Origin of the sequence: Undibacterium sp. YM2 (assembly GCF_009937975.1) — a bacterium.
Classification (GTDB): domain Bacteria; phylum Pseudomonadota; class Gammaproteobacteria; order Burkholderiales; family Burkholderiaceae_D; genus Undibacterium.
The window spans coordinates 335,811-358,458 of record NZ_AP018441.1 but is presented as its reverse complement, the minus strand read 5'-3'; the positions used below and the strand labels follow the sequence as shown (position 1 = coordinate 358,458).

24 protein-coding genes are annotated in these 22,648 nt (G+C 52.4%); 5 read left to right on the top strand and 19 right to left on the bottom strand.

The window, feature by feature from the left end; translation table 11 throughout:
- Window positions 1–103: 103 nt before the first annotated feature.
- The 4 genes from UNDYM_RS01700 to UNDYM_RS01685 all read right to left on the bottom strand — a co-directional run bounded on the left by UNDYM_RS01700 (window position 104) and on the right by UNDYM_RS01685 (window position 4,555).
- Window positions 104–1,933, bottom strand: coding sequence for a M56 family metallopeptidase (locus tag UNDYM_RS01700; protein ID WP_162039483.1), 1,830 nt, complete (start codon window positions 1,931–1,933; stop codon window positions 104–106).
- Complete coding sequence (locus tag UNDYM_RS01695) at window positions 1,930–2,325, bottom strand: BlaI/MecI/CopY family transcriptional regulator (protein ID WP_162039482.1); 396 nt, start codon at window positions 2,323–2,325, stop codon at window positions 1,930–1,932. The genes UNDYM_RS01700 and UNDYM_RS01695 overlap by 4 nt, the downstream gene beginning before the upstream one ends.
- Window positions 2,326–2,424: 99 nt before the next feature.
- Entirely contained in the window at window positions 2,425–3,603 is a 1,179-nt protein-coding gene (locus tag UNDYM_RS01690; protein ID WP_162039481.1) for an ABC transporter ATP-binding protein, read from the bottom strand.
- Window positions 3,604–3,700: 97 nt separating this feature from the next.
- Window positions 3,701–4,555, bottom strand: a complete 855-nt coding sequence (locus UNDYM_RS01685; protein ID WP_162039480.1) for a helix-turn-helix transcriptional regulator — start codon at window positions 4,553–4,555, stop codon at window positions 3,701–3,703.
- 261 nt (window positions 4,556–4,816) lie between these two features.
- On the opposite strand from UNDYM_RS01685, the gene UNDYM_RS01680 reads away from it, so the two are divergent.
- Window positions 4,817–7,399, top strand: a complete 2,583-nt coding sequence (locus UNDYM_RS01680) for a cation-translocating P-type ATPase (protein ID WP_162039479.1) — start codon at window positions 4,817–4,819, stop codon at window positions 7,397–7,399.
- Between the two features lie 43 nt (window positions 7,400–7,442).
- On the opposite strand, the gene UNDYM_RS01675 is transcribed toward UNDYM_RS01680, so the two are convergent.
- Window positions 7,443–8,174 carry a flagellar brake protein gene (locus UNDYM_RS01675; RefSeq protein WP_162039478.1) on the bottom strand — a complete coding sequence of 244 codons (732 nt, stop codon included), beginning with the start codon at window positions 8,172–8,174 and terminating at the stop codon, window positions 7,443–7,445.
- Window positions 8,175–8,356: 182 nt separating this feature from the next.
- Between UNDYM_RS01675 and UNDYM_RS01670 the strand changes: the two genes are divergently transcribed.
- Window positions 8,357–8,893: an NADPH-dependent FMN reductase gene (locus UNDYM_RS01670; protein WP_197740969.1), complete on the top strand. Its 537-nt coding sequence runs from the start codon at window positions 8,357–8,359 to the stop codon at window positions 8,891–8,893.
- A gap of 24 nt (window positions 8,894–8,917) precedes the next feature.
- On the opposite strand, the gene UNDYM_RS01665 is transcribed toward UNDYM_RS01670, so the two are convergent.
- The 3 genes from UNDYM_RS01665 to UNDYM_RS01655 all read right to left on the bottom strand — a co-directional run bounded on the left by UNDYM_RS01665 (window position 8,918) and on the right by UNDYM_RS01655 (window position 10,793).
- Window positions 8,918–9,439, bottom strand: coding sequence for a TlpA disulfide reductase family protein (locus UNDYM_RS01665; protein ID WP_162039477.1), 522 nt, complete (start codon window positions 9,437–9,439; stop codon window positions 8,918–8,920).
- A gap of 93 nt (window positions 9,440–9,532) precedes the next feature.
- Complete coding sequence (locus UNDYM_RS01660; RefSeq protein WP_232063667.1) at window positions 9,533–10,324, bottom strand: transporter; 792 nt, start codon at window positions 10,322–10,324, stop codon at window positions 9,533–9,535.
- Window positions 10,325–10,334: 10 nt separating this feature from the next.
- Window positions 10,335–10,793 (bottom strand): Lrp/AsnC family transcriptional regulator, encoded by a 459-nt coding sequence (locus UNDYM_RS01655; RefSeq protein WP_162039476.1) that lies wholly within the window; start codon window positions 10,791–10,793, stop codon window positions 10,335–10,337.
- Between the two features lie 145 nt (window positions 10,794–10,938).
- Between UNDYM_RS01655 and lysA the strand changes: the two genes are divergently transcribed.
- Complete coding sequence (lysA, locus tag UNDYM_RS01650; protein ID WP_162039475.1) at window positions 10,939–12,186, top strand: diaminopimelate decarboxylase; 1,248 nt, start codon at window positions 10,939–10,941, stop codon at window positions 12,184–12,186.
- Window positions 12,187–12,189: 3 nt separating this feature from the next.
- Here the strand turns inward: lysA and UNDYM_RS01645 are convergent, their stop codons facing one another.
- The 3 genes from UNDYM_RS01645 to UNDYM_RS01635 form a co-directional block, all read right to left on the bottom strand.
- Complete coding sequence (locus tag UNDYM_RS01645; protein WP_162039474.1) at window positions 12,190–12,978, bottom strand: ABC transporter substrate-binding protein; 789 nt, start codon at window positions 12,976–12,978, stop codon at window positions 12,190–12,192.
- 261 nt (window positions 12,979–13,239) lie between these two features.
- Complete coding sequence (locus tag UNDYM_RS01640; protein ID WP_162039473.1) at window positions 13,240–13,782, bottom strand: TlpA disulfide reductase family protein; 543 nt, start codon at window positions 13,780–13,782, stop codon at window positions 13,240–13,242.
- Window positions 13,783–13,849: 67 nt separating this feature from the next.
- On the bottom strand, window positions 13,850–14,608 hold the full coding sequence (locus tag UNDYM_RS01635; RefSeq protein ID WP_232063666.1) for a phytanoyl-CoA dioxygenase family protein: 759 nt from the start codon (window positions 14,606–14,608) through the stop codon (window positions 13,850–13,852).
- A 204-nt stretch (window positions 14,609–14,812) separates the two neighbouring features.
- Between UNDYM_RS01635 and UNDYM_RS01630 the strand changes: the two genes are divergently transcribed.
- Together UNDYM_RS01630 and UNDYM_RS01625 are read left to right on the top strand one after the other, a co-directional pair.
- Window positions 14,813–15,868 carry a 3-deoxy-7-phosphoheptulonate synthase gene (locus tag UNDYM_RS01630; RefSeq protein ID WP_162039472.1) on the top strand — a complete coding sequence of 352 codons (1,056 nt, stop codon included), beginning with the start codon at window positions 14,813–14,815 and terminating at the stop codon, window positions 15,866–15,868.
- 98 nt (window positions 15,869–15,966) lie between these two features.
- Window positions 15,967–16,509 (top strand): DUF2628 domain-containing protein, encoded by a 543-nt coding sequence (locus UNDYM_RS01625; protein ID WP_162039471.1) that lies wholly within the window; start codon window positions 15,967–15,969, stop codon window positions 16,507–16,509.
- A 38-nt stretch (window positions 16,510–16,547) separates the two neighbouring features.
- On the opposite strand, the gene UNDYM_RS01620 is transcribed toward UNDYM_RS01625, so the two are convergent.
- The 8 genes from UNDYM_RS01620 to UNDYM_RS01585 form a co-directional block, all read right to left on the bottom strand.
- The gene (locus tag UNDYM_RS01620; protein WP_162039470.1) at window positions 16,548–17,909 is read right to left on the bottom strand and encodes a formimidoylglutamate deiminase; all 1,362 of its coding nucleotides are present in this window, start codon (window positions 17,907–17,909) and stop codon (window positions 16,548–16,550) included.
- The gene (gene hutG / locus UNDYM_RS01615) at window positions 17,906–18,721 is read right to left on the bottom strand and encodes an N-formylglutamate deformylase (protein ID WP_162039469.1); all 816 of its coding nucleotides are present in this window, start codon (window positions 18,719–18,721) and stop codon (window positions 17,906–17,908) included. Before hutG ends, UNDYM_RS01620 begins: the two co-directional genes overlap by 4 nt.
- A gap of 14 nt (window positions 18,722–18,735) precedes the next feature.
- Window positions 18,736–19,500: an IclR family transcriptional regulator gene (locus tag UNDYM_RS01610; RefSeq protein ID WP_162039468.1), complete on the bottom strand. Its 765-nt coding sequence runs from the start codon at window positions 19,498–19,500 to the stop codon at window positions 18,736–18,738.
- A gap of 107 nt (window positions 19,501–19,607) precedes the next feature.
- Window positions 19,608–19,889, bottom strand: coding sequence for a hypothetical protein (locus tag UNDYM_RS01605; RefSeq protein ID WP_162039467.1), 282 nt, complete (start codon window positions 19,887–19,889; stop codon window positions 19,608–19,610).
- A gap of 77 nt (window positions 19,890–19,966) precedes the next feature.
- Window positions 19,967–20,227 carry a hypothetical protein gene (locus UNDYM_RS01600; RefSeq protein ID WP_162039466.1) on the bottom strand — a complete coding sequence of 87 codons (261 nt, stop codon included), beginning with the start codon at window positions 20,225–20,227 and terminating at the stop codon, window positions 19,967–19,969.
- Between the two features lie 3 nt (window positions 20,228–20,230).
- Window positions 20,231–20,911 (bottom strand): SPOR domain-containing protein, encoded by a 681-nt coding sequence (locus tag UNDYM_RS01595; RefSeq protein WP_162039465.1) that lies wholly within the window; start codon window positions 20,909–20,911, stop codon window positions 20,231–20,233.
- 16 nt (window positions 20,912–20,927) lie between these two features.
- On the bottom strand, window positions 20,928–21,734 hold the full coding sequence (locus UNDYM_RS01590; RefSeq protein ID WP_162039464.1) for a type III pantothenate kinase: 807 nt from the start codon (window positions 21,732–21,734) through the stop codon (window positions 20,928–20,930).
- Between the two features lie 44 nt (window positions 21,735–21,778).
- Window positions 21,779–22,588: a biotin--[acetyl-CoA-carboxylase] ligase gene (locus tag UNDYM_RS01585; protein ID WP_162039463.1), complete on the bottom strand. Its 810-nt coding sequence runs from the start codon at window positions 22,586–22,588 to the stop codon at window positions 21,779–21,781.
- Window positions 22,589–22,648: the final 60 nt, after the last annotated feature.

Below are 22,648 nucleotides of genomic sequence, written 5' to 3'. Positions count from 1 at the left end.
TCATCGACAGATTAAAAGGTATGTTAGGTGGGTGTAAGGGGCGTGACTGGTCCTTGCGCCATTCAGGGCGCAGGACAGTCAGTACGTAAATCGGCGCTGCGGTTTAGCCGGGCTTGGCAGTTTCCAGCGCAGTGCGTATGTGCATCACATCATCGGTACGCACGTCGCTGTTTTTTGCATTCAGCAAGACCATGATGACGGGCTTGCCAGCGATGGTAGTACGCATGGTCAGGCAGCGGCCTGCGATTTTGGAGTACCCGGTTTTTGACAGGCTGATGTCCCAGTCCTTGCTGGCCGTCAGGCTGTTGGTGCTCTGGTAGTCATAAGTTTGCCCGGCAACGGTATAGCTACCTTCACTGCGGCTGGCCAGATTGCGCAATTCAGGGTAACTGGCTGCAGCCTTGACCAGGCGGGCAATATCTCTGGCATTCGAGCGGTTATTGGGTGAGATACCCGCCGCTTCTTCCAGATGGGTAGCCTGCAAACCCAGGCTGGCCGTCTTGCTTTGCAAGGCTGCGACAAAGGCAGGCTTGCCACCGGGATAAGTCCTGGCCAGCGCCTTGGCAGCCGCATTGCTGGAAGGAATCAGCGCCAATTCCAGCAAGGTCTGGCGCGACAGCACCGTGCCTGGCTGCAGTTTGACCTGGTTGGTATGCCAGCCCGCCACGTCTTCTTTGCTGATGGTAATGGCCTCATCTTTATCGAGCTTTGCATCCAGCGTCACCATAGCTGTCATCAGTTTGCTGATGGATGCGATGGGTACGATGGTGTCGGCATTTTTTTCCAGCAAGACTTTGCCACTTTGCTCATCCACTACCAGTACATGTTCCGAACTGGTTTTGACATAGGCGCTGATATGAGTAACTGGTTCTGCTTTTGCGGCAGCAACTGGGGCTGATGGCACTGAGGGCTCAGGTGCGGCATTGACCTGGGTTTGCAATACCAGCAACAGTGCCGCAGCAATACCGAGCACCGGTGCGGCCATCTTCCAGTGCCAGGGTTGTGAATCAGGGCGCACCAGGCGTTTGATGCGTGACAGCAAATCACCGCCGTTGGCCGCCATCGCGGCTTGCGGCATTGCAGCTATCTGCAATTTATCCAGCACTTGCAGGGCACGCGCCAGTGGGCGGGTCTGGCCCAGCATAGCGGCTGCCATGTCGTCGGCAATCAGTTCTCTTTCAGCATCGATGCGCTTGGAAATCCACCACACTGCGGGGTGATAAAACAACAGCGACAAGACCAGGTTTTGCAAGAGGTTCACAACATAATCCCAGCGCTTGATGTGGGCCAGTTCATGTGCCAGCAAGGCCTCTATCATGTCGGGTGCCATGCCGGTTAATAAGGATGCAGGCATGACCACGACAGGCTTGATACAGCCATAAGTGACCGGGCTCAACAAGTCTTGCTGGAACTTCACCTGCACCTGGCGGCGTATGGCAAATTGATAGGCCAGTTGATTGGTGCGTGCCTGCCATTGCTGCGTCAGCACTGCAATATCATTGCCATGTTGACCGAGGCGATACACCCACAGCAAGCCCAATGCCAGGCGCATCAACATCAATAGCACACCCATGCTCCACAGGGTGACTACCAGCGGCAGCCAGGCCTCGATCTGTGCAGCAAGCAGGCTTTGCCTGACCCAGACCAGGTCCAGTGAAATGCTGGCTTTGCCGGCCAGTTGTATGGCTGTTTCGAGGTTGATGGTTTGCGGGTCTTGCCATTGTTGCACTATGCCTAGCGCTGGCCACAACAAACAAGCCAGCATTGCCGTGCAAGCCAGTGCATACCGCAATTGCGGGCGGGCATTACGGGTCACGGCCAGCAAAATGGCGGAGATACTGGCGATCAGTGCGCCCTGCCAGACAAAATGCAGCAGCGGCCAGCCCAGTAATTCAGCAAGTGTGTATTCTGCGTATGTGGAAGCTGGCATCATGATTTTTTCTCATCCTGCATGATCTGTTCGATTTCATCACGTTCTTTATCCGTGACATGGCCGCGCAAGGCAGCCAGCACCAGAGCCTTGCCAGAACCGGCAAAGACTTTTTGTATCATGTCCTTGAGCAAATTGGTTTGCAGCGAATCCTGCTCTTGCGAGGGGGCATATACATGCGAGCGCTGGCTTTCATCCCGCGTCAATATACCCTTGCCGTGCATGATTTGCAGGTGACGCAAGACCGTGGCATAGGCCAGGTCGGGGCGCTCGTCCTGTATGGTTTCATGCAATTGCTTGGCGCTCATGGGGCCATGCTGCCACAGCACCTTGAGCAAATTAAGCTCAGATGCCGTGGGCTTGGGGATAGATGATTTTGCAACAGCAGGAGACATATTCAGCATCCGGATTAAACAATGGATGCAGAATAAATGTTCTAGAAACTTTTGTCTAGAACTTTTTTTCTAGATTTTTCTAGTTATGCAGATGCTTGTTCAAGCTTGAGAAAGCGCGCGGTCTTCATGCCTGGGCGCAGGCCACAGACCTGCCGGGCGCTTGAGCATGACGATGACCATGGTCAGGCCCAGCAATAATTGCCGCAAGACTTCGGGCTCTATCAGCATGTGGCCGAACAGCTGTTGCTGCAGCGGTGGCACCAGATAACGCAGTAATTCGGGCAATAACACCAGCAGCACTGCCCCCAGAATCACGCCAGGGATATGACCTATGCCCCCCAGTATCACCATGGACAGGATGGACACCGATTCACCCAAGGAAAACGATTCTGGTGACACATAACCCTGGAAGGCGGCAAACATGGCGCCTGCCACGCCGCCAAAGGATGCGCCCATGGCAAACGCCAGTAATTTGATATTGCGGGTATTGATGCCCATGGCAACGGCTGCAGTTTCATCTTCACGGATGGCGACAAAGGCGCGCCCCAGCCGTGAATCATGCAGGCGCACAGTGACGAAGATAATGCTGGCACAAAGTCCCAGGAAGAGAAAGTAATAGGCATTCACAGATGGCATGGAAAAGCCGGCAAAATAGACTGTCGCCTGCGACCCAGGCTCACCACCCAGTGACACGCCAAAGATGCGGATATGATCCACCATGTTGATGCCCTTGGGGCCATTGGTGATATTGATAGGCGAGTTCAGGTTGATGATGAAGATACGGACAATTTCTCCAAAGCCCAGGGTCACGACAGCCAGGTAATCACCACGCAATTTGAGGGTAGGCGCACCGAGCAATGCCCCCAGCACTGCAGCCAGTGCTGCCCCCAGCGGAACGATGACCCATACTGACAAATGTATGCCGTGCGCGGCGATTTCCGGCCCGTATAGCCACAGCAGGGTCTGGCCCAGCAAGGGGAAGTTGTTGATCACGGATTCCAGCAGGATGGCAAAGTGCGGTGACGCCAGCAAGGCCGTCATGTAGGCACCCATGGCATAGAAGGCGACATAGCCAAGATCCAGCAAACCGGCAAAACCGACGACGATATTCAGACCTAGCGCCAGCATGATATACAGCAAGGCAAAATCCACGATACGCACCCAGGCATTGCCAAATTGCATGGCAACGAAAGGAAAAACCAGCATCAGCGTGACAAGCAGTGCCAGTATCGGGTATGCCTGACGGGGGTTGGTCCTGGTATCAAAGTAATGGGACATCTGCGCTTACCGGAAGTTAACTATCCAGCATAGCTTAAATGCCCGCCTTACCTGGCGCTACCAATATCTTGCTCAAATCTTGCCCCTCACGCCTTACTCAAATCATGCTGCGTTGCCGGGATTGGCTGGGCGTCATGCCGAAAACAGAACGGAAGCTGGACGTGAAATGACTGTGGCTGGCAAAACCACATGCATGAGCGATCTGCGTCAGGTCATGGCAGCTTGCCCGCATTGCGCGCAGAGCTGCCGTCAGGCGGGTACGTATCAGGTAGCGGTGAACAGGCAAACCGACTTCTTCCCTGAATACCCGGGACAGGTGAAATGGTGAGGCATGCACCTGACGGGCCAGCTCATCAAGCGCCCACTCCTGCTGGGGATACAGCGAGATCAGTTCCTTGACAGCTTCAACCTGCTGGCGTCTGCGCCGTTGCGTCTGGGTATGCCTGGCACGATCCAGTTGCTGGCGTTCAAAACAGGCTGCCTGCACAGAGGCAGTCAGTACCGCAACGCTGATTTCCTGTACTGCCAGAGTATCAATGATGGGCTCATGCAAATGTCGCCACAAAAGTTCGCGGCTCAGCACGCTGGCTGGTGGCAACAGGCTATGCGGCCTCAATACCGGGGCATACAATTGCTGCACGCCTGCGGCATCGACCAGCATTTGCATGAGTGCTTCCTTTGAAAAATCCAGTACCAGAGCCTCGTCGCCTATATCGCCGGGGAAGGTGATGCGGTAAGGCTGGCCTGTTCCCAGGAAAATCGCATGGTTGGCATTCGCAATGACATGCTGTTTCGGGCCGTCATGCTTGGCCAGCACGCCAGCGATGGGAAGTAATACCAGGTCAGCGGTCTCGCACTCGAGTTCCTTGCTATCATCAGGCGCAGGTCTTGCCACGCCATGTCGTATGGACAGCAGTTCGCTTTGAAAAAGAGTACGCAGCACTAAAGACATGATTGAAAGCCGGTATGGTATGGGCAGTGTTATAAAATTCCTGAAACAGTATTACAAGCACAACTTGTAGCTTATCCTGACTTTGCTGAATGATGATTTTGATTTAAGCGCTTTTACTGAACAAGCTATTGCTGAAGTTACTGGCAATGAGAAGAAAACACCATTTTCTGATTCATTGCGACAGTCTTGAGATTGATCAATATACCAGCCTGCTTATCTCTGTAAAGCTGTAACCCTTAACTATCACTGACAGGCGTATCCATGGCGACACCTGAGCTCACAGCAACCACAGGACTGAGTTCTGCCATCGCAAAAGAGCGGCTGCAGGCTGTCGGCCCTAATGAGTTGCCATCAGCCAGGCCACGCAATATCTGGGCAATTGCCTGGACGGTATTAAGCGAACCTATGCTTCTGCTGCTGATCGCCTGCGGCAGCATTTACCTGTTACTCGGCGACTTGCATGAAGCGCTGGTATTGCTGGCTTTTGTGTTTGTCATCATCTCTATCACCTTTTATCAGGAACACAAGACTGAGCGTGCACTTGAGGCCTTACGTGATTTATCCAGCCCAAGAGCGCTGGTCATCAGGGATGGCCAACAAATACGCATCGCAGGCCGTGAAGTGGTTCCTGGTGACGTGCTGGTACTGGCAGAAGGCGACAGGATAGCTGCAGATGCGGTCTTGTTGTCTTGCCTGAACTTGACTGTCGATGAATCCCTGCTGACCGGTGAATCTGTTCCGGTCAACAAAGCTGCCCAGGAAGTTTCACCAGCGGCGATGGAGCAGGCTGGTGGCGAAGATACGCCTTTTGTCTTTTCTGGCAGTCTGGTGGTGCAAGGTAAAGGACTGGCGCAAGTGCTGGCAACCGGTGGCCAGACTGCCATAGGCAAGATAGGCGCAGCCTTATCATCAGTCGACATCGAACCTACACGGGTGCAAGTGGAAACCCGCAAGGTCGTCAAATATGTCGCCTTCTCCAGCCTGGGCATGGCTGTGCTATTGGCACTCTGGTATGGATACAGCCGCCAGCTCTGGCTGGATGGGGTGTTGATAGGCCTTACGTTTGCGATGGCCCTGATACCAGAAGAATTGCCTGTCGTATTAACGCTCTTCCTGGGTATAGGCGCATGGCGCATGGCCAGGCAACAGGTATTGACGCGAAGAGTACCAGCCATAGAAACGCTAGGTGCAACGACGGTGCTCTGTACGGATAAAACCGGCACACTGACGCAAAATAAAATGGAAGTCGTGCAATTATTCGCAGGAAATAAGCTCATTGACTGCCAGCAACCAAGAGCTGAATTACCGGAAGAGTTTCATGAGGTGCTGGAGTACGCCATTCTGGCCAGTCACCGTGAGCCTTTTGACCCGATGGAGGTAGCCATTCAAGGTGCAGGAATAAACATGCTCAGCAGGACTGAGCATTTGCACGCAGGCTGGGGACTGGTTGAAGAGTATCCCCTGTCAAAGGAATTGCTGGCCATGTCCAGAGTCTGGGCTTCAGAAGACAGGGAACAGTATGTCATTGCCACCAAGGGCGCGCCCGAGGCAGTTGCCGATCTTTGTCACTTGCCGCCCGCCGACGCAGAGGCATTGTTGAAACAAGTCAACCTGATGGCTGAAAAAGGGCTGCGTGTACTCGGTGTCGCCAAAGCAAAATTCAAGGCTGCCCATGCGCCTATCGTCATCGAGAACACGATGCAAGATGAACTACCCGACATTCAGCATGATTTTGATTTTGAACTGGTTGGCCTGATTGCCATGGCAGACCCGGTACGTGCTGGTGTACCGGCAGCCATCCATGAATGCCAGACGGCCGGGATACGGGTCGTGATGATTACCGGTGATTACCCGGCAACCGCAAAAAATATCGCGGCACAGTGTGGCTTGCCAGTGACCGGTGGCGTAATCACCGGTGCAGAACTCAATGAGATGGATGAAGCGCAATTGCAGCAACGCATTGCTGATGTCGCCATATTTTGCCGGGTCGCGCCTGAACAAAAATTGCGCCTGGTGAATGCCTACAAAGCCGCGGGAGAAGTCGTTGCCATGACCGGTGATGGTGTGAACGATGCACCGGCACTGAAAGCTGCAAATATAGGAATAGCGATGGGCAAGCGGGGCACGGATGTGGCGCGTGAATCTGCGGCCCTGGTGTTGCTGGACGATGAGTTCTCTTCTATCGTGGCAGCCGTCAAATCAGGCCGCAGGATATTTGACAACCTCAGGAAAACCATTTGTTTTATCGTTGCCGTTCACATCCCCGTGATTGGCATGTCAGTTATCCCCGTCATGCTGGGCTGGCCCGTCATGTTGATGCCTGTGCATATCTTGTTTTTGCAACTCATTATCGACCCTACCTGTTCACTGGTATTTGAGGCCGAAGTGGAAGAAAACGATGTCATGCAAAAGCCGCCGCGGGCCACCAGGGCGACAATTTTCAATCGTAAAACCTTGTTCAAGGGCTTGCTGCAAGGATCGGCATTATTGCTGACCATACTGACGATTTACTACCTCGCCCTACAACAAATGGAAGTGAATCAGGCCAGGGCTATGGCATTCACAGCCATGGTGACAGGTAATATCGGTCTGATCTTTATCAACCGCAGTTTATCTGCCAATATTTTGCATAGTCTGCGTCTGCCCAACCCAGTGTTGTGGTGGGTGGTGACTGGTGCCATGGCGGTGCTATCTCTGGCGCTGCTTTTGCCTGGGTTAGCCAGGCTGTTTTATTTTGCCAGATTACCCTTGACTGACCTGGCCATCAGCCTGCTTGCAGCGCTGCTGTGCATCAGCCTGATGGCGGCTCTCAGGGTATTTGCAAATAGCAAGACGAAAGCCTGAACAAGCAGCATTGTCACGGGTGTAGTACTCAGGCTTGCGGTGTTTATTTTGGCAACAACTTGCGCCGCTCATATTCAAGCTGGTTGATATGACGCTGTATGGCGACATCCATATCATGCGGCAGGTTCTGGAAACTGATCCCTATGCGGTATTTGCCCTGCCTGCTTTTTTCTATCTGGGTGACGTGACGCACTATGCCTTCGCAGCGCACGACATTGCGTATGCCCAGCACGATATGCAATTTGGCGATGCGGTCCTGCACCTTGACTTCCGGCGGGCCCGACACTTGCACGCTCAGCCCGCCCACGCACAAATCAAAGATGGGCCAGTATGCCAGGGTCTCGCCTTTTTCATCATACAGCCTGACCTTGAGCGGATCGACGATGGGCAATTCATTGCGAAAATACTCGCGGCGCTGCATGCGCACGACACGAGCCGGTATTGGCACCCAAAAGGCATCCTGGTTGCCCCAACTGAAACGCTGGGGGTTGAGCCCGGTAAACTGCACGCGTATGCCGTCCGGCCTGGCCAGAAAAACACAGGAACTGGCTTTTTCCAGCAGTTTATTGGCGCGCGCATCGCCACCGATATCAAATACCAGGCCATCATCCCTGGCTGAGAGTATCAGGGTCACGATGAATTCGCGACCCTCGTTAAAATAGACAGTGACCGGTTCGCGCCTGTGCGAAAGATCATTCAAAATGCCCAGAATTTCTCTCTGCCCCAACAGGAAAAATTTATCCTCTATTTCGTCATTGCTAAATGATGCAGACATCCATTTACCTTTTTATTTATTTTTCTTGAAAAATAGACTGCTTATTACTACTGGTCAATAAAATAATATCGCTTGTGTCATGATTTGACACATCAGTTGCTTTTTTTGCTCACCGGGCGACCACGACAGGCATTACCCGTTTGTCGCATAATGCCTGCAATTACATCCATTTTCAAAATAATATGCCAATGAAAATACTGGCCATCTGTGGCAGCCTGCGCGCTGCCTCGCTCAATGCCATGCTGATACGAGCCCTGAGCCGCCTGGCACCGCCGGATATCCGCATCCAGGTCTATGAAGGCATGGCAACATTGCCCCTGTTCAACCCCGATCTGGATTTATCACCACCCGCCAGCGTACTGAGCTTGAAAGAACAGATAGCCGCCTCCGACATCATATTGATTGCCAGTCCGGAGTATGCGCATGGCATGACAGGTGTCATCAAGAATGCCCTGGACTGGACCGTCAGCAGCGACGTATTTGTCTATAAACCTGTGATGGTCTTGAATGCCTCACCCAGAGCCAGGCATGCAGATGCGGCCTTGCGTGAAGTATTGAGTGTGATGTCAGCCAGGATACTGGAAACGGCGTCGGTACAAGTCCCGGTCATCGGTGCCAGGCTGAATGAGGATGGCATGATCAGCCATCCTGAAATTGCAGAAATTCTAAAGGCTGCGCTCGCTGCTGCCGGGGCTGAATGGCAAACACTGCAAGGCTGAACAAAACATCAGGCGAGCAGGTAATCAGACCGCCAGTGCCTGTTCCAGCAAGCTGTGTAACTCACTGAAGGATGGCTCGCCAACATAGCGTTTGAGGATATTGCCCTGCTTGTCGATGACATAGGTCGTCGGCGTCAGTTTCACATCACCGAAGGATTGCGCCAGCTTGCCTTGTGGGTCGAGGGACACATGGAAAGGCAACTTGCGGCTTTCAGCATAGTTGATGACATAATTCGGTGCATCATAGCTCATCGCAACGGCGACAAACTCCAGGCCTTGCTTATTGTATTTATTGTAAGTCTCTATCATCTTGGGCATCTCCGCCACGCAAGTCGCGCAAGAGGTCGCCCAGAAGTTCACCATGACGACCTTGCCGCGCAGGCTTTGGGTCGATATTTTTTCGCCTTTGAGATTGGTGAAATTGACCTCCGGCATAGGTGTTTTCGCCTTGTAAGTCATAAAAAAAGCGATAGCCAGGGCTATCAGCGCCGTTGCAGCGATGACTGAAAATATGGCAAATTTACGTGGTGAAGAAGGTGCCAGCATGGTTTTCCCAAAGCAAGAAACAAAGCAAGCTCATATTATACGGCCTAAGTCACAATCAGGTTTTGCGCCAGCGCAGCTACAGCTACAGCGGCTTTACCACAGCCTGGCTACCGGCACGACGACACCGGCAAACCAGGAGCGGTCCTGGGAATTACTGGTCAAACCCTTGGTCATGCCCGCATCAAAGGTAAGCCGCTTGTTGGGGCTATAGGTCAGGGCGATCAGCGCCTGTCCCTGGTTTTTGGTGCCAGAGCGGTGCCAACCGGCCCATTCTGCAGTGAGGCCCATTTTTTCATTGATTTCGGTAGAAAAGGACGCTGACAAGCCACTTTGCCAGTGTGAAGTTGTATCTTCAGCAAAGCCCAGGTGTGTCATGTTCAGGTTCAGGTCAGCGTGTACTTTGCCCAAATCCTGGCTGACGATGCCATTCAAAGTCCAGTCTGACTTGCCTGATCCCAATGCATCTTTGGCCGTGGGGAATTTATTGCCGAACTCCAGGCCAAAAGCAGTATCGTCACTGATGACAAACGCCCGCTTGATCGTCAGCGAGGTATCGCCAAAGCCGCGGTCACGCTGGCCTGCACCATCGTCGTTGATGATATACGCTTCGCCACCAAGCAAGACTCCCCATTCCTTGGAAAAAGCCAGCTTGAACAGATAAGGCAGGCTCTGGCGCTGTGTCGGCCCGGTCTTGATGGTGTTGATACCCATTTCCAGTTCCAGTTGCCCGGCGACAGGCAGTTGCGCAGAATTCGATACCGAAGGACGATAAGGCGTGATGGCATCGACCTCTTCATCGGCAGCATAGGCGAACTGAGCGCTCATGCATGTGAGGGAGCTCAGTACAGCCAATGCAGCTAAATTCAGGCGGGATATTCTGGACATGGTTTTCCTTTCATTCTGTAATCAGGATTGCAGGAGCGCTAATGGCTTTACCGGCGACATGAGTAGTCAGCACGATTGCGGTCGAGGTAGAGCCAAAGGCATTCAATTCATTAATGATACGCTGTAAATGTTCTACATCGGTTGCCAGCACACGCATGACGGCGCCATCTTCTCCAGTCACGGTATAGCAATCGATAATTTCAGGACAATTGGCGACATATTGGGCATAAGGCCGCCCCTGCTGCGTTGAGAGCCTGATCATGGCGGTGATTTGATAACCAAGTGCCTTGGGATTAATATCGGCACGATAGGCACGTATGACCTGGGCAGCTTCCAGGCGCTTGATGCGCTCGGACACTGCGGGCTGGCTCAGATGCACCTGGCGACCTATCTCTGCATGCGACATGCGCGCATCCTGTTGCAATAATTGCAGGATTTTTTGATCAAACTGGTCGAGTTTATGATTCATAAGCATTTTGCGTCAATTTCCGATCAAAGCCTTGGCTGGATGAATAAATCCCTATGGAATCCCATTCAAACCAGGGATTGCACTTGTTAAAGTAGAGTTACTGTAGAGCTTACACCAAACCTCAGGATGCCCCGGAAAAATTGCCATGACAACGACTATCTCAGCTATCCAGCTTGCCCATATTGCCAAGGAATTCGACACACCTTGCTGGGCTTACGATGCCACTATTATAAGAGCGCAAATTGCCCGCTTGCGTCAATTTGATGTGATCCGCTTTGCCCAGAAGGCATCCAGCAATATCCATTTGCTGCGCCTGATGCGTGAAGAAGGCGTGATGGTGGATTCTGTCTCACTCGGTGAAGTAGAACGTGCTTTAGCCGCAGGTTATACCAGCCAGGCTGAACATGGTGGCCATGCCCCCATCGTATTCACTGCCGATTTACTGGACCGCGCAACCCTGAAACGCGTAGTGGAATTGAATATCCCGGTAAATTGCGGCTCACCGCAAATGCTGGAGCAACTGGGCCAGGCACATCCAGGCCATGCCGTGTGGTTGCGCATCAACCCTGGCTTTGGTCACGGCCATAGCCGCAAGACCAATACTGGTGGCGAACAAAGCAAGCATGGTATCTGGCATGAAGAGCTGCAAAACGCGCTGGCCATCATTGACCAATATGGTTTGACGCTGGTAGGCCTGCATATGCATATCGGTTCTGGCGTTGATTATGATCATTTGCAAAGCGTCTGCGATGCGATGATAGAACAGGTGAAAATCTGCAAGCGTGACTTGCAGGCGATTTCCATCGGTGGTGGCTTGTCCATCCCTTACCGTGGCGACGAGCCTGCGGTCGATACTGCCCACTATTTTGACATCTGGGACAAGGCCAGGAAAGAAATCGAAACCCTGCTGGGCCACAAGATCAGCATGGAGATAGAACCTGGGCGTTTCCTGGTGGCGCAATCCGGTATCCTGATTTCTGAATTGCGTGCGCAAAAACAGGTGGGTAGCAATTTCTTTGCGCTGGTTGATGCAGGTTTCAATGACCTGGTGCGCCCTTCCATGTATGGCAGCTTCCATCGCATTAGCTGCCACGCGGCAGATGGCACAGCGCGCACTACGCCCCTGCGCCCTACTGTAGTAGCCGGGCCTTTATGTGAATCAGGCGATGTGTTCACGCAAGAAGATGGTGGCGTGGTCACGACCCAGGATTTGCCAGCTTGCGAGATTGGTGACCTGTTCGTCTTCCATGATGCCGGTGCTTATGGTGCCAGCATGTCATCTAACTATAATTCCCGCCCGCTGATACCTGAGATTCTGGTCGATGGTGAGCAGATCAGACAAATCCGCCGTCGTCAGACTGTGCAGGAATTGATTGCTCTTGAAAACATTTAAGAACTAACGCAGCTCTTCCAGAAGCCCGGCCTTGCGGGCTTTGAGGATGGCGACATTGAGTTTGTCAATGATGCCGTCATCCTTGTCTGCCCTCACCGCAAAATGGATAGTGTCTATCAGCAGTGGCTTGGGCAAGACGGTCAAATGTATGTCGGCAAAAGGTGAACTGCTACCTTCATTTTCATCACGCAAGGCCTGCAACCTGTTTTCAAGAAAGTGCGGGTCTTTATTCACAGAGCCAAACAAGCCCGCATCCATGCGCCGGAACAAGAGTTTATAAATACGTGACAAGGGTGCGTAATTATCGACCTCAACCTTGAACAGATTGTCTTTCATGGCATCGAAACGGTCACCATAGCTAAAACCGCGTGGTATGCCTATGGTCTTGCCCTTGAGATCAGCCATGGTATTGAAGCGGAACTGGGCATCGCTTCTGGTCACCAGGAACATATACTTCGATTGTATGGGCAGGGAAAAATGGAAGATTTTTTCGCGCTCTTTGGTTTTGCTGACGCCGTATATGACGCCCTCGCCATTTTCTGCAGCCTGCAACGCCCTTGGCCAAGGGCTGCGCTGCTGCTGTATCTGCAAGCCCCCTTCGCGCTCAATAAACTCAAACAGTTTTTCTGCCAGCTTCAAGGGAAAAGGCTGACCACGCTGGTCTATGGGGTCGGCGGTCAGCATCACCACTTCCTTGGCGCATGCTGCATGCATGCTGATGCCAAATACCAGCGCAAATAAAGTCAGCAGGGTCATGAGCCGCAAAGCTGGAACAGGATTGCACAAGCGCATTTGACTTCACCAGGACCTTTCATGCCAAATCCCTGACAGCAGCAGACCAGACTTATGCATGGCGATGCGCCTGGGGACAGGGATTGTGTGGGAGAGTAGAACAGACTAGCGATACAACTAATTAGCTTCCAATTCAGGAAACTTATCAGATAGTAACGTCATTATGGCAATGCAGCAAGTTTGACAAGATTTTATTGCAATAATGAAAATAAAATGCTTACATAGGACGGCAGCATCCCAGGTGAAATATTGAAACGCAGGTCAACTTTTCGTCGCGCCCGGCTTCTTTTGGATGATGGTCTTGATGTGCGCCCATTGCGCGGCTTTGATGCCGCCTTTGTATGATTCCATGACCTTGCCATCGCGGCCTATCAAAAAAACGGTAGGCGTGGCAAATACCTTGCCGAAATTATCCTGGTAGTCCCGTGCATTGCGCCACAGGGACGGGAAGCCCTGATTGTCCTTGCTGAACCATTTTGCCTGTTTGGCATAGTCATCAATATCACTCATGGCATCATCGATGCTGACGGTGACCAGTTCAAAGCCTGATTTTTTATTGGCTTCATAGAGTTTGCGAAACGTTGGCATCTCGGCCTGGCAGGTTGGGCACCAGGTCGCCCAGAAGGTCACCAGTATGATATCGCCTTTACTGGTGTCAAGCTTGTATGGCTTACCGCTCAGCATGGTGCCAGCCAGAGCAGGCTGGGCAGGGAACACTTCCTTGCTGGCCGCCTGGGCAAATTGAGCACAGAGGCTGGAGGCGGCTATAACAGTTACAGCCAACAACTTTGACATACTGCGCATAGTGATACTCCACTTCTGTCTGAGCGATAGCTTACAGCATAGTGCAGATTGAGATTGCCGTCTGCGCTTATAATGCAATTTCAGGAAAAGCCGCTGAGCGTGTGCCTGGCCGCGGTGGATTATCTGCAGACCTGTAGGTGAATACCATGGAAAACTTGGTCGCCGCAGTCTGGTTTTTGCCCGCAGCATGAAAGAGATTGCTATGGAATAGCAAAACATCCCCCTGCTGCAAAGGCACAGGCTGGGCTTGCGCCAGCAAAGCCTGGTTTTGTTCCAGGTCTGTACGCAAGAACTGGGCTTCATCGAGTTGCGCAACATCAATATCGATTTTATGGGAGCCAGGTATCACCAGCAGGCAGCCATTTTCTACGGTTTCATTGCGCAAAGCCAGCCACGACGACACCAGTTCAGCGCGCTGGAAATTCCAGTAACGGCTATCCCTGTGCCAGCCTGTGGCTGTTGAGTACTGCGGTTGCTTGGTCATGATGCAATTGTGATGCGACTGCGACAGCAAAGCCCCCTCACCCAGCAATTGCAATAAGGGTTCTGACAGCGCCTGGCCGGTTGCCCATTGCGCCAGACGCGGATCACGCGCGTAGGCTTGCAATAAGCGCCTGGCAGTCAGGCCACCTTCAGCCTCGCGTGAAGCAGGTGCGCCGGGGTAGCGGGTGTCAGCTTCATACTCTATCGGTTGCACCTGCCCTGCCAGTTGCTGTTCGCAATAGGCAATCACTTCTTCACAGTAAGCGGCACTGGCCTGCTGCCGCAGTACCAGGAAACCCTGGCTGGCAAATTCTTGTTGTTGCGCGGTACTTAACATGGTCATCATTTTCAATGAAAAAAATGCCATTAAACGCATCCGTCATGACGCAGTAAAAATGGCTCACTCTTGATTTTAGGGGAGTTTATCTTTAGGCGATCAGAACAGATCAGATCAAATAATGTGTGATTGTGATTAGCGTGCAATTCTAAAAATCCAGTAATCGGTGATAATGTAGGCCAAATTCAACGCAAAAGCCCCTTACTTAACATGACACACACCATACTGGAAAACATCAACGTCAGTTCTTTCGAGAACATGCCCACCCCTGAAGAACTGCATGCGCGTCTGCCTTTGAGCGATCTGGCTGGCGATGTTGTAGAGCAAAGCCGCGAGAGCCTGCGCAACATACTGGAACGTAAGGACAAGCGTCTGTTTGTCGTCGTTGGCCCCTGCTCCATTCATGACTCGGTCGCTGGCCTGGATTATGCGCGTCGCCTGAAAGCCCTGCAGGAAGAAGTCAAGGATGTGATGTTGCTGGTCATGCGCGTGTATTTTGAAAAACCACGCACGACCACAGGCTGGAAGGGTTATATCAATGACCCGTATATGGATGACTCTTTCCGTGTTGATGAGGGCATGGAAAAAGCCCGTCAGTTCTTGCTGGATGTCTGTGAACTCGGCCTGCCGACCGGTACTGAAGCGCTGGACCCGATATCACCACAATACCTGGGTGACCTGATTGCCTGGACGGCGATCGGTGCCCGTACTACAGAATCCCAGACCCATCGCGAAATGTCATCCGGCCTGTCTACGCCTGTGGGTTTCAAGAATGGTACGGATGGCGATATCAGCATTGCCATCAATGCGATCTTGTCGGCATCCCATCCGCATTCTTTCCTGGGTTTGAATGGTCAGGGCCGAGTCTCTATCGTGCGCACCAGCGGCAATCAGTATGGCCACGTGGTCTTGCGCGGTGGTGGTGATCGCCCTAATTACGATACTGTATCTGTCGCCATGGCCCAGCAAGCCCTGGTCAAGGCCAAGCTGCCACCCAATATCGTGGTCGATTGCTCTCATGCCAACAGCTATAAAAAACCGGAATTGCAACCCCTGGTCATGGCCGATGTCATCAACCAGATCGCCAACGGCAACAAGGACATTGTCGGTGTCATGATCGAATCCAACATCGTTGCCGGTAACCAACCTATCCCTGAAGATTTGTCGCAACTCAAATACGGTTGCTCAGTGACCGATGCCTGTGTGGACTGGGAAACCACGGAGAAGATGTTGCGGGATGCTGCGGCGAGATTGCGTCAGCAATAAACGTACACTGGCAGGCGTATCAGTCATGCATGCGCCTGTCTGCATCTGAAACTGGTGGGATCGGTTGAAGCTGGATACCACACTAGCCATGAGATTTTATGGGAACAAATCCGGAATTTCAGCAATCTGCCACTCAGTTGTTGCCTGTTGAAAACGAGGCTGGCAGCAAGAGTGGTATTTCAGAAACCGAGTTGATTGCATTTGCAGGTGGAACCCACTATCCAAAATTGTTGATGCAATTACTGGAAGGCAAATCGCGGCATGCTGGCTTTAATGTCTGGGCCATGATATTTGGCATACAGTGGTTTTTCTTTCGTAAACTGTATCTCTTCGGTCTTTTTTCCGTTGCTCTGGAATCAATTGCACCGCTGATTTTTATCGCGGGGACAGCGGCGGTATTCGGTTATCTCGACAAGGGCGCAATCATCATCATTACCGTCATCACACTGATCATTACAAGGGTGATCATCGGATACATGGCAAATATCGCCCTGTGCCTCAAAGCATCGTATGTCATCGGAAAAATAGACAAGCTCAACAAAGATAATGAAGCCCACCTGCGCCTGATCAAAAGAGCAGGTGGTGTCAGCGTGCCGTCTTTACTGCTTGTTTATGTGGTCGCCCGTCTGGCGTTCAGGTAGCAAGCGCATTATTCACAATAATGTAAAACCTATCGCCGTCACAAGGCACGCAAGCTGCGCATGCACGCACCATAAGCTGCCTGTATCTCAAGCTGCTGCAGGTGTCTGCCGTTTTGAACGGTCATCTTTCCACCGACATACACATCGCGCACCAAATTATCATTACCTGCAAATATCCAGGTATTGAGTACATCCGTGCTAGCTATACCTGCAAGATTAGGATGAGCATCATCCAGTACTACGATGTCGGCACGGTAACCAACACTTAGCTGGCCAAGCTTGCGCCCGCTGGCTTGGGCGCCACCTTGCAGGGCTGCCTGATACAAGAAATCACCAACCTTGCGCTGCCCCGTAACGCTGGCAATATTGCGGCCTTGCAGGCGCAGGCGCTGGCCATATTCCAGCCAGCGCAATTCTTCTACCGGGCTTTGTGATACATGGCTGTCACTACCTACACCAAAGCGTCCACCGGAAGCGATGTAATCGGGCAGCTCAAAAAAACCGTCCCCAAGATTGCCTTCGGTCGTAGTGCAAATTCCTGCCACCGCGCCACTGGCGGCGATGCCCTGCACTTCAGTTTTATTCAAATGAGTAGCATGCACCAGACACCAGCGCTCATTCACCAAGCCGCTATCGAGCAAGAGTTCTACCGGGCGTTTGCCTGAGTAAGTGATGCAGGCATCGACTTCTTTTTGTTGCTCGGCGATATGGATATGGATGGGGCGGGCGGCGGGCAGTGTCGCTAGCAGTTCACGTATCTGGCTGATGCTGGCAGCACGGAGGGAATGCGGGGCGACACCAACTTCAACCTGGGCACTGCGCTTGACTTCCAATGCTACTATCAATTGCATGATCTCGGCCACATTGGTGGAGAAACGGCGCTGGTCGTGGCGCAAAGCCTGCTCACCAAAATCGGCATAACTGTACAACACTGGCAACATGCTGATGCCCATGCCGGTCTGCTCTGCAGCAGCGATGACGCGCTCTGCCATCTCGGCTGGGCGCGCATAAAAACTGCCATCCTGGTCACGATGCAGGTAATGAAATTCACAGACTGCGGTATAACCATGACGCAGGCATTCAACATACAGTTGCGCCGCAATGGCCTGGATTTGCTCAGGAGTGATATGCAGGGCATAGCGGTACATGAGGTCACGCCAGGTCCAGAAACTGTCCTTGCCCTCGCCTGCCATTTCTGTCATGCCAGCCATGGCGCGCTGGAAGGCATGCGAATGCAGGTTGGTCATACCGGGCGCGACAAATTGCGCCTGATTTTCGTGGGCCTGCAAAACAGCATCCTGCTCGACCTGACTCAGGTCACCACCCTCATTCCAGTGCAGGCGTACATTCTTGCTCCATCCTTGTGGCAGCAAAGCATGATGGGCAAACAGGCTACTCATGCGACGCTCCCTTGTGTCTTGTTCCAGTCCAGGCAGGCTTGCAGCAATTGCTTCAGCAAAGGCTGTACCTGCGTTGCCAGATCAGGCCGATATTCGTAGGGTGCAGCTTCGTTCATGTAAATGCATTGGCTCATCTCCAGTTGCACTGCATGGATATGACGTGATGGCTGGCCGTAATTGCGGGTGATAAAACCACCTTTGAAACGGCCATTAAAAATATGCGTATAGGTTTGCGCATGGGTAGAATTTCTGAGGCATGCCTGCAATGCATTCTGCATACCTATGTCACAGGATTTCTGGTCAGCCGTACCAAAATTCAGGTCTGGTAATTTGCCTTCAAAAAAACGCGGCACCAGCGAGGCAATGGAATGTGCGTCCCACAAAACCACGCTGCCATGCAGGCTCAACAGACGTTCCAGCTCTTGCTGCAATTGCTGGTGATAGGGTTGCCAGTATGTAGCGATGCGGCGCTGCACCTCGGCTTCTGTCGGCAAATTCTCAGGCGCATACAGCGGCTGCTTGGCAAAGGTGTCAACCGGACACAGGCCGGTAGTATCTTGCCCCGGATACAGATTGGCATTGTCCGAAGAACGGTTCAGGTCTATCACATAGCGTGAATATTCCGCCGCGATGGTGGATGCGCCGAGCTCTGCTGCCATATTGTAGAGCTCACGCAAATGCCAGTCTGTATCGGTTTTTTCTTGCGAGACTGGCAGCATCTGGGCGGCGATGTCATCCGGTATGCTGGTGCCCACATGGGGCATGGAAATCAGTAGGGGCAGGCTGCCCTGTTGAAAATGAAAAGCAGTCATGGTGTCTCCAGGATTTATGAGTATTGTAGTTTGCGGCTCAGTCTGTCGGCTGCTGCTAAAGTCATGTTGATGAGTTCTTGCTTGCGCTGCTGTATGCGCTGGGCCGGTGCCATCAGGGACAAGGTGGCTTCAAGTTTATGGCGGCCAGAAAATACTGGTGCGCTGACGCCCCAGATACCAAGATCAACTTCATTCTCGCTGGTGGCATATCTCTGTTCACGTATGCCTTGCAACTGGGTTTGCAAGTCTTGCAGTAACTGGCCGGATACTGGTGCATTTTCCAGAAAATTCTGCGCCAGCAATTCGTCTTGCAAGGCTGGCGGCAGATGTGCCAGCAAAGCCTTGGCAGAAGCACCGCACACACTGGAACTGGCACGGCCTTTGGCAAAAGAACAGCGCAGGGCTTGCTGGCTTTCTTGCATATCCAGGCAAACCACTTGTCCATTGACATAGGCCAGCAAGCCTACGCTCTCACTCGACTTTTGCACCAGGTCAGCGAGTTCATCGCGCGCCGCTCTCATGAGCCATGAATGCTGGTCAAAACCACGCGCCAGTTGCACTGCCAGCGGGCCAGGTTCATATAAGCCCGTCTGCGCATGCTCCTGCACCAGCCCCCATTTCTTGAGCGGTGCAAGCTGACGGTATAAGGTGCTCAGTGGCAAGCCGGTTTGCTCTACCAGTTCACGCGCAGACAAGGCCTCGCCATGACGGGCAATGCAGGCCAGAACCTGTAAAACGCGTTCACTTTGAGGAATATCTACTTGGTGCAGAACAGCCATAGAGAGCTAGCATCTAAATTTGTATATAAGCATGCTAGCATTAAGACGAGAAACATCAACTGCAAATTCTCATGCAATGAGAATTAATGATTATTTTTATTCAAAAATTAATCGTGGTGCTGGGGACCGGCATATCCATCTTCTGCACTGACGAATGCTGCATCGTCATAATCATACGCAGCATGCTTATTGCTAATCCCCAGGGTAGGCTGTACAAACAGATAACAAGCTATCGCCCCGATAACCGGAAGCAGCCAGATCAGCGCATATTGCGCATACTTTTGAGCAGGCTCGTAAAAGTCACTCTTCACGACCAAATAACTGATATACAAGTTCAGAGCCAGTAAAAGACTGACTATACAGACGCTTACAAGCAAGAGAGTATCCATATTTATAAGGGTAGCAAAGTTTTCAGTAAGGAGAATTAAGCGCTTGTTACTCGCATTTATTCGTTACAAACTGCTTCTTAGTGATCCAGGCCCTGCAAACCAACCCCAGGATATTCAGGGATATCCTCACTTACATTGATTTTGCGCCCCAAAGATGGCTTGGCCAGCGAATAACAAAACAGACTACCTAGCAAAGGTAACAACCAGATCAGGAAAAATTGGAAAGCCTTTTGCGCAGGCCCATAATAATCGCTACTCAAGATACAGTAACTGACGTAGATGTTTATCGCACACATTGTGCTCAGGAAGTAAATCACCAGCGTCTCAAAACTGCTCATGCCTTAGCTCCTGCTATACGCCGTTGTCTGGCAATTGCGGTTTTCCTGCGCCGGGAACTCTGCCTTGATGACATCGTACTTGCTCTTTTCTTCCGCACTCATGGCCCTGAACTGGAAGGCAAATTTATTGGTGCTGACCGTGCGCGGGCCTATACGGGCAGAGCGCACGCCTTTATTGCTGAGATTATTCAAATGCAGTTTGGCTGCTTCTTCGGTCTTGAACACGCCCAGCGAAATACCCCAGCGCAGATTGCTCTGGTCTTGCACGATATAGAAATCATTGATGCCCAGACGGCGCAGCTCACCAGCTTTTTTGTCTGCGCCTTCTTTGCTGCCTTGCGAAGGGATGAAGACCATGTGGGTGGCGACGTCAACGACATTGATACGGGACTGGCGGTCACCCATTGCCAGGGACTTTAATTTTTCTTCTATCCTTGGGATGTCGCTTTGCTGGAAGTTACCGACTTCCAGGCAGGCAATGACTTCGGGTTTCTTTTCTGATGCCGGTTCACTTGGCGACACTGCTTCGGCCGCAGTCAGAAGCTTTAACTGGTCGGCGTGATGCTGTTTTTTCAGGCGCTCGGGCTCATGAGTATCGAGGGACCAGTGTCCCAGATAGCCGAGATTAAATGCCAGCAGGAAGGCATTCAGTACGAGCAGGCTCCAGAAAAAGAATCTCAGCATGGTTAAAGTGTCAGTGTTATCGGTCCGGGCTTGATTGTGCCACGACAAACAGCCCCGTCAAGACCAGATTATCTACATATTGGTAAGGAATGCCCAAATGATGCAATAAATACGAGGCAGCACCGCCAGAAATCACGCAATTGACGGTCTTTTTCTCTTGCTGCTCCAGGGTATTGAAGGCACGTGCTATCGCACCGACCTGGGCACTGATGCAGCCACTGACGATGGCCTGGTCGGTATTATCGGCAAAGACTTTGGCGATCTCCGTTGATTCTGCCACCTGGGGCAATTGTGCGGTATTGCGCGCCAGCGATTCTGCCATCAGTTTAAGGCCAGGCAAGATCATGCCGCCCTTGAATACGCCATCTGTAGTGACAGCATCGACTGTGGTGGCAGTTCCACAAGTGGCGACAATCAGGCTTTGCTGCGGGAACAGGTAATGCGCACCTATCATGGAGGCGAGGCGATCACAGCCCAGTTGCGCCGGATTGCGGTAGCCATTGTGCAGGCCGGCGATATCTTCTTGCGAGGCAAACCAGTTTATGTGCAAGTCTGGCTGTACTTCTTGCAGTAAGGCCGTGAGTTTTTCTTTGATACTGGCACCGGCGACATTGGATATCAGGGCGCGTGTGAAGCGCATGCCTTGCCAGCAGGTTTTCAAAGTGTCCAGTTCAGCATGGCTGACGGAGGCAATCTGTTGCCACACTGGTGCTGGTGCCGGTGTTGGTGCGCGTGTTGGTGCCGATCCCGCTGGCACAGCCTTGATATCTGCCAGCGCCCATTTGATGCGCGTATTACCTGCATCGATCAATAATTGACTCATGTCTGCTTCACTCTTTTCTTGCTACTCTTTTCTGGCTACTTTTTTCATGCTACTGGCCGTAAAGACACATCACCTGCCAGTACATTGACCTGACCATGTTCAGTCTGCAATACCAGGCAGCCATGCAGATCGACACCGAGCGCTTTGCCTGTGTGCAAGACCTGGCCGTGATCGAGTATATGCACGGTTTGATCAGCGTAGGCATGCAAGGCATTCCAGCGTGGTAAAAAGGCGGAAAAACCTTGCTCGCCAAATTGCTGCAATGCTGCGGCAAGTGCGTTCAGCAATTGCGCCAGCAACAGGTTTCTATCCATCTGCGCGAGCCAGGGTGCATCTGCCAGGGCGCGACCCACCTGTGCCTCCAGCTCATCCGACACTTGCAGGTTCAGGCCTATGCCAGCAACTATCCAGGTACCGCCTTCGTTGGCGGCAGCGGATTCGAGCAGGATGCCTGCGAGTTTTTTACCATCGCGCAAGAGGTCATTTGGCCACTTCAATTGCACATTCTGGTTCAGGGCATTCAGGCACTCAGCCAGGGCAACACCTATCGCCAGCGGCAAGCCCAGCAAATTGTGCGGTGCTTGCGGCAAATGCCAGGCGAGGGAAAACGTCAGCATGCCACCGGGCACGGTCAGCCATGGGCGACCTGCCCTGCCACGCCCTGCTGTCTGATGCACAGCCACCCGCAGCACCGGGCGCGCCGGTGTCGATGCGCCCGCAGACAGGCGCGCCATGAGGTCGGCATTGGTGGAGCCGGTTTCTGCGACGACTTCTATATCAACTTCGCGGGCTGCGCCATCACAGAGTTTTTCTATGGCAGCCGCATTGAGTTCCAGGTTTTTATTCTCTTGCATAATCTGTCTATGGTTAGCAGCCGTATTGTACTGCTGCCTGAACAAATGTTCAGACCAAAA